Consider the following 6,521-nt stretch of genomic DNA (forward strand, 5'->3'; position numbering starts at 1 on the left):
GCTCGCCTAACTATTTTCTGCTCGCGAAGCTTCGCGAGCAGAAAATAGTTAGGCGAGCGCAGGGGAGGGGTGGACGCGGCCCGTCGGCGGACACCTGCCAGCCCGCCCGAGAGGACGATGATGAGCGAGCCGTCGCCGATCACCCGTGCGGTGCGGGCCGGGATCGACACCGACCTGACCCACGGCGCGGTGGTGCCGCCCATCTACCTGAGCACCACCTACACTTTCGCCGAGTTCGGGGTGCCGCGTCCCTTCGACTACGCCCGCCGCGGCAACCCGACCCGCAGCACGGTGGCGGACGCCATCGCGGGCCTGGAGGGCGGCGCTGGTGGGGTGGTGACCGCCAGCGGGATGGGGGCGATCACCGCGGTGATCTCCGCACTGCTCAGCCCCGGCGACGTGCTGGTCGCCCCGCACGACTGCTACGGCGGATCCTGGCGGCTGTTCGACGCGCTGGCCCGCAAGGGCAACATCGACCTGGTGCTGGCCGACCTGACCGACCCGGTGGCGGCCCGGCAGGTCATCGACGACCGGCGTCCGACCGTGTTGTGGCTGGAGAGCCCGTCCAATCCGCTGCTGCGGATCACCGACATCGCCACCTTGGCCGGGCACGGCCATCGGGTGGGGGCGACGGTGGTGGTCGACAACACCTTCTGCACCCCGCTGGGCCAGCGGCCCCTCGAACTGGGCGCCGACCTGGTGGTGCATTCCGCCACCAAGTACATCGCCGGCCACTCCGACGTGGTTGCCGGCGCGATCGTGGCGGCCGACCAGGCCGTCGCCGACGACATCGCCTGGTGGGCCAACTGCCTGGGCGTCACCGGCGGAGCCTTCGACTCCTACCTGGTGCTGCGCGGACTCCGGACGCTGCACGCCCGGATGGCGATCCACGAGAGCAACGGCGCCGCGGTGGTGCGCCTGCTCGACGGGCATCCGGCGGTGGCCGCGGTGCACCACCCGAGCCTGCCCGGGCATCCGGGGCATGCCCTGGCGGCGGCGCAGCAGCGGCTCTTCGGCGGCATCGTCACCTTCGATCTGCACGGCGGGCTGGACGCCGCCAAGACCTTCATGGAGGGGCTGACCCTGTTCTGTCCGGCCGAGTCGCTGGGCGGCACCGAGTCGCTGGTGTCGCACCCGAGCAGCATGACCCATGCCTCGATGCCGCCGGACGTGCAGCTGGCCGCGGGGATCACCCCGGGAATGATCCGGCTCAGCGTCGGCATCGAGCAGATCGACGATCTGCTGGCCGACCTGTCCGGGGCGCTCGATCTGCTGCGCTGAGGTTCAGGGCGGCTCAGCCGGCGCCGGCACGGACACGCCCAACCGGCGGCTCGAACTCAGAACCCGGACGTCACCCGCCGCTTGCCAGGACGCTCGACCAGGGCCCGCAGCAGGAACAGCAGGTTGGCCGGTCGCTCCGCGAGCCGGCGCATGAAATAGGCGTACCAGTCGGTCCCGAACGGCACATAGACCCGCACCGGATGCCCCAGCCCGGCCAGCCGGCGCTGCTCGTCCGCCCGGATCCCCAGCAGCATCTGAAACTCGTAGGACGCCGGCGTCCGCCCGGCCCGGTTCGCCTCGGCCTGCACGTGCTCGATCATCGCCCCGTCGTGGGTGGCGAACAGCGGACGCCCGGCGCCGTGCAGCAGCAGGGTGGCGCAACGTTTGTAGTTGCGGTCGATGGCGCTCTTGGCGTGGTGTGCCAGGTCCGCCGACTCGGCGTAGGCGCCCTTGCACAGCCGCACCCGCTGTCCCTCGCCGAGGTGTTCGCGGCAGTCGGCGCTGGTCCGGTAGAGCATGGCCTGCAGCACCGCACCGGCCCACGGGTACTGCGCGCGCAGGGTCCGCACGGTTCGCAAGGTGGCGTCGGTCGAGGTGTGGTCCTCCATGTCGACGGTCACCGTGGTGCCGGCCCGCTGGGCGGCGCCGCAGATCACCCGGGCGTTGTCCAGGGCCAACTCGTAGCCGCCGTTCAACTGCGAGCCGAGCGCGGACAGCTTGATCGACACCTCGACCCGGTCGGCGAGTCCTTCCGCGGCCAGGGCGTCCAGCAGTTCCACGTAGGTGTCGGTGACCCGGTCGGCCTGCGCCGCCGTCGTGGTGTCCTCACCCAGGAAGTCGATGGTGACCAGCAGCCGGCCGGCCAGCAGTTCGCGGGTGACCCGCAGGCAGTCGTCCACGGTCTCGCCGGCGACGAACCGGTCGACCACCCGGCGGGTCAGCGGAAAGGCGGTCACGGCCCGCTTCATCGCCGGAACTCGCGACAGTCCCAGCAGCATGGTTTTCAGCATCTGGCCTCCTCCGCTGGAACTCGACGGCCGGGCACATCATGGTCCGCGGTCGCGGTGGCGCGACATGTGACAGACCCTACCGGCACGGGCCCAGCTTTGGCCGCCCCTGTTTCCCGGACGCGGACGCCCGGTTCCGCGGCTGGGCCGCCGAACGCTCAGCCGCGATAGCTGTGCACGAAGTCGGCGAACTCCGGCGATGCCAGGGTGCTGACCGCGAGCACCGCGGCGCCGGCGATGGTGGCCAGCACGGCGGGATCGGTGTTCACCGCGACGAAGGCGGCCCCGGCGGCCTCCGCCGCCAGCACGTCCTGCATGGTGTCGCCGAGCACCACCAGCGGACCCTCGCCGGCCAGTGCCCGGGCCTGCCTGCCCAGCTCGGCCCGGTCGCTGACGAAGCCGCCGGACGCGAAACAGGTCCAGTCGATGGCGTCCAGGTCGAAGCCCGAGGTCTGCAGCTTGGTCCGGGCCCGCAGCGGGGTGTTGCCGGTGAGCAGGCCGTTGCGCCAGCCGGCGTCCCGGGTCAGCAGCACGGCCTGCCGAGCGCCGGGGACGGGCTCGCGCGGCGTCCGCCGGTAGAACTCCGCGGACAGCTCGTCGAGGACGCCGAGGTATTCGTCGACCCGAGTGGTGGTCACGCCGGCGGCGGCCAGGTGCGCCTCGGCGAGCCGGCGATCGGTGAAGCCGTGCCGGGATCCGGGCGGGTCGACCGGTTCGACGCCGAGTGCCTCGACCGCGGCGCGGAACAGGTCGGCGCGGCCCTTCGGGGCCTGCACCAGGGTGCCGTCGATGTCCCAGAACGCAGTGATCACCCCGGCAGCCTACGGTCCCTCGCCGCCCCCGGTGCGACTATTCCGCGGCGCCCGAACCCAGGCCGCGGACCAACTCGACGGTGAGTTCGTCGAGGTGGTCCAGCACCGCTGCCGATCGGGCCAGCAGGTCGTCCGGCGGGCGCAGGAACGGACGCGGCACCGCCACCACCCGCATGCCGGCGTTCAGTCCGGCCAGGATGCCGTTGCCGGAGTCCTCCACCACGACCGTGCGGGCGGGGTCGGCGTCCAGCCGTTCGGCGACCCACTCGAAGGCGTCCGGGGCGGGCTTGCCACGACCGCTGCCCTCCTCGGTGGAGCGGACCACGGTGATCAGGTCGCGCACCCCGAGGGCTTCCAGGGCGTGCTCGATCAGGATCCGCGGCGACGAGGACGCCAACCCCAGCGGCCAGTGCTCGGCCAGCCGACGGACCGCCTCGGACGCCCCCGGAAGCACCGGCAGGTCGCGGTCGTAACGCTCCAGCAGCCCGTCGATGGTGCGCTGCGCGGCGATCGCCGGACTGGCGCCGATCCCGGCCACCTCAGCCATGTACGTCGACCACTCCCGGGTGCTGGCACCCATCACCGCGCGGCTGTCGGATTCGGTCCACGCCACGCCGTCCTGGGCGGCCAGGTCGCGCCGGACCTCGTCCCAGACCTTCTCGGTGTCGGTCAGGGTGCCGTCCAGGTCGAAGATCACCGCCTGGGTCATGCCGAGGCCCGCCTTCAGTCGGCCGCGGGCGGCTCGCCCAGGCCGCGCAACCGCACCGACAGGCAGGTGACGCAGCCCTCCAGCTTCTCGAACTCGTCGATCTCGACCGGAACCATGGTGTAGCCGCGGTCGGCCAGCAGCTGCGCGGTCTTGGGTGCGGACGCCGAGATCAGCAGCCGGTTCTCGTTCAGCAGCACGACGTGCGCGCCGTCCGGCTCGGGAACCTCGAGGTACTTCGGGAAGAACCCGGGATCGTCGACGAAGGAGGGATGGCCCAGCACGGTGCCGTCCGGCAGCGCGGTCACCGCCGACTTCAGGTGCAGCACCTTGATGATCGGCACCTCCACCACCCGGGCGCCCAGCGGTTCGAGGGCCGCGGCCAGCTGCCGGGCGCCCTCGCTGTTGGTGCGGTCGCCGATACCCACCCAGACGATGTTGTCGTGCTTGAGGACGTCGCCTCCGTCCAGGGTGCCGGGCTCGGTGATCCGGGCGATCCGGTAGCCCAGGCTGCGGACGGCCAGCTCGGCGCCGGGGATCTCGGCGCGGCGTTCGACGGCTCCGGGATGCGAGATCACCGCCACGTCGCCGTAGGTGACCATGGTGTCCTCGATGAACACCCCGTCGGGGCAGTCGTCCACCGGGGGCGCTTCGATGGTCTCCCAGCCGTTGGCCTCCAGGGTGTCCCGGTAGCCCTGCCATTGCTGCAGGGCGCGGTCGACATCGATGGGCTGGGGTTGGATATGGGTGAGCAGCCCTTCGGCCAGTCGGGGCGAGGGGCGCCGTACGAGAGCTCGCTGCTGATGCACGAGCCCCAGTCTGGCCGTTGTGTCGCACTTTCGGGGTGCCGCCGCGCCGTCGACGGACAGGGCAGCTGCCGCGGACGGCGCCGCCGCGGGTCGGAACGGCGTTCCGGCCCGATCCGGCCGAATCCGGCGCAGCAGGTGGGCGGCCCATCCGGCCGGATCCGGCCCCGCGCCGGCGGCGTCCCGTTAGCATCGGTTCATGCGCGACCTGAACACCCTTCCGGTCGATGTCACGCGGGAACCGTCGAAGCCGGCCGGGTCCGCGTTGCAGTTCGTCGCGCGGCTCGGCGAGCGCCGTCCGCCGCTGGAGGCGATGCTGGTCGCGGCGGAGAACACCGATCGCCTGCTGGTCTACTTTCCCGGCTTCAACACCCCGCTCGGGCCGTGGGAGAGTGCCAAGTGCCGGATGCTGAGGACGGCCTTCGACGAGCCGGTGCTGGTCACCGAGATCCCCGGAATGAGCCGCTTCGGCGACCCGCTGCCTGGCGCCGTCCGGAAGCCGATGATGCGCGGCGACATCGGCCCCTGGGCCGAACTGATGGTCGACTACCAGCTGGCCGCCCTGGCGATCGCCGGACGCCCGGTGCCGGCCAGCGTCGACCTGATCGGTTACTCCACCGGGTGCTCGTTGGCGGTTGCCGCGCTGCGCCGCTGGCAGGGGTTGGCCGCGATCCGGTCGGTGACGCTGATCGAACCGGTGGCCACCTTGTCGCGCAACCTGCTCACCCTCGAACTGCACAACCTGGCGGACGTGTTGCGCCAGCCGGCCAGCTACGCCACCAATCACCCGCACGACTGGGTGATGCATCTGCGGCGGCGGCAGCTGCGCGAGCCCTGGGTGCGCTACGGGGCGGCCGACCTGGTCGCGATCGGACGGGTGCTCGCCCAGCCGCATCTGCCCGGGGAGCTGCCGTTGGACGGGTCGCTGGCGATCAGCCTGGTCCGCGGCGGGAGCAGCGACCTGTGCCATCAGGCGTCCTTCCGGGCGCTGCACGAGGCCGCGCCGGAGTCGGGCGTCACCATCGAGGTGCCGGGCTTCGGGCATCCGCTGTGGCACTCGTTCCCGGTGCTGGGCGCCCTGGTTCCGCTGCTCGGCGCCGCGGCTCAGCAGGGTGGCGGCAGCGTGATCGAGCCGTCCTTGCCGCGGTAGCCGATCGCGATCCGGGTCACCCGGCCGGCGCCGTCGACGAGGTAGGCGAGGTACTGGCTGCGGCTGGTCAGCGCCCACTGGTTGACGCTCACCCCGGCGTCGGTCATCACCGTCGGCTTGAGTTCGTCGCCGTAGATGGCCTGCAGGTTGGCCAGCGGGGTGCCGATCCGGACGCCGCGGCCGCTGGCGAAGGCCGGGTTGCGGATGTCGATGGCGCTGACCCGGCCGTTCGCGGCGTACACCCGGACGTCGCCGAGCAGCTCGGTCGGCGACTGCGCGCTGCAGGCGGTCGGGACCTGCCGCAGCACGCCGAGTTCGGCGGCGTCGGCCCAGTCCAGGCCGAGCTTCACCGGTCCGAGTCCGTCGATCAGGAAGGTCCAGCCGAGCCGGTTCGCGGCGTCGTTGCGGTCGCCGTCCGGGGTCGGGCTGGACGCGGTCGGCGTGGGCGTCGGCGTCGGGGTGCTGGTTCGGGTCCGGGTGGGGGTCGGCGTCGCCGACCGGGACGCGCTCGGGGTCGGGCTGACCGACGGGGTGGGGGTGGGGGTCGGTGCCGGCGTGGAGACCACGGGAGTGCTGCGGACTGGGATGGCGCGGGTCGGGTCCCCGGGCTGCCGGGCCAGGAAGAACCAGGCCAGGAACAGCACGATCAGGCCGATCATGGCGCCGATGGCGACCGCTCGGCCCACCCCGCCGTCGTTCGGACGCCGAGCGCCGGTGCGCGCGGCGTCCGGGCTTGCCGCGACCGGGTCGCCGGCGCCA

The 6,521-nt window shown here is 72.3% G+C and carries 7 protein-coding genes; 2 read left to right on the plus strand and 5 right to left on the minus strand.

The window, feature by feature from the left end; all coding sequences use genetic code 11:
- Positions 1 to 120: 120 nt before the first annotated feature.
- Positions 121 to 1,281 (plus strand): cystathionine gamma-synthase, encoded by a 1,161-nt coding sequence (metB, locus tag QM582_RS00065; protein ID WP_415080633.1) that lies wholly within the window; start codon positions 121 to 123, stop codon positions 1,279 to 1,281.
- A gap of 56 nt (positions 1,282 to 1,337) precedes the next feature.
- Here metB and QM582_RS00070 read toward each other — a convergent pair whose 3' ends face one another.
- The 4 genes from QM582_RS00070 to ddaH all read right to left on the minus strand — a co-directional run bounded on the left by QM582_RS00070 (position 1,338) and on the right by ddaH (position 4,615).
- The gene (locus QM582_RS00070; protein ID WP_415080635.1) at positions 1,338 to 2,291 is read right to left on the minus strand and encodes a proline dehydrogenase family protein; all 954 of its coding nucleotides are present in this window, start codon (positions 2,289 to 2,291) and stop codon (positions 1,338 to 1,340) included.
- A 155-nt stretch (positions 2,292 to 2,446) separates the two neighbouring features.
- Complete coding sequence (locus tag QM582_RS00075) at positions 2,447 to 3,100, minus strand: HAD family hydrolase (RefSeq protein WP_415080637.1); 654 nt, start codon at positions 3,098 to 3,100, stop codon at positions 2,447 to 2,449.
- 37 nt (positions 3,101 to 3,137) lie between these two features.
- Positions 3,138 to 3,809 carry an HAD family hydrolase gene (locus QM582_RS00080; protein ID WP_415080638.1) on the minus strand — a complete coding sequence of 224 codons (672 nt, stop codon included), beginning with the start codon at positions 3,807 to 3,809 and terminating at the stop codon, positions 3,138 to 3,140.
- Positions 3,810 to 3,823: 14 nt separating this feature from the next.
- Positions 3,824 to 4,615, minus strand: a complete 792-nt coding sequence (gene ddaH / locus QM582_RS00085) for a dimethylargininase (protein WP_415080640.1) — start codon at positions 4,613 to 4,615, stop codon at positions 3,824 to 3,826.
- A gap of 196 nt (positions 4,616 to 4,811) precedes the next feature.
- On the opposite strand from ddaH, the gene QM582_RS00090 reads away from it, so the two are divergent.
- Complete coding sequence (locus QM582_RS00090; protein ID WP_415080642.1) at positions 4,812 to 5,762, plus strand: hypothetical protein; 951 nt, start codon at positions 4,812 to 4,814, stop codon at positions 5,760 to 5,762.
- On the opposite strand, the gene QM582_RS00095 is transcribed toward QM582_RS00090, so the two are convergent.
- On the minus strand, positions 5,717 to 6,521 hold an 805-nt coding region (locus QM582_RS00095), incomplete at its 5' end, for a hypothetical protein (RefSeq protein ID WP_415080644.1). The two genes, QM582_RS00090 and QM582_RS00095, sit on opposite strands and share 46 nt — an antisense overlap.

Source organism: Micropruina sp. (genome assembly GCF_047607385.1).
GTDB lineage: Bacteria > Actinomycetota > Actinomycetes > Propionibacteriales > Propionibacteriaceae > Micropruina.

Bases quoted from the DNA above. Each gene is read 5' to 3' on its own strand.
- metB (WP_415080633.1), top strand. From the start codon at position 121: ATGAGCGAGCCGTCGCCGATCACCCGTGCGGTGCGGGCCGGGATCGAC.
- QM582_RS00070 (WP_415080635.1), bottom strand. From the start codon at position 2,291: ATGCTGAAAACCATGCTGCTGGGACTGTCGCGAGTTCCGGCGATGAAG.
- QM582_RS00080 (WP_415080638.1), bottom strand. From the start codon at position 3,809: ATGACCCAGGCGGTGATCTTCGACCTGGACGGCACCCTGACCGACACC.
- QM582_RS00090 (WP_415080642.1), top strand. From the start codon at position 4,812: ATGCGCGACCTGAACACCCTTCCGGTCGATGTCACGCGGGAACCGTCG.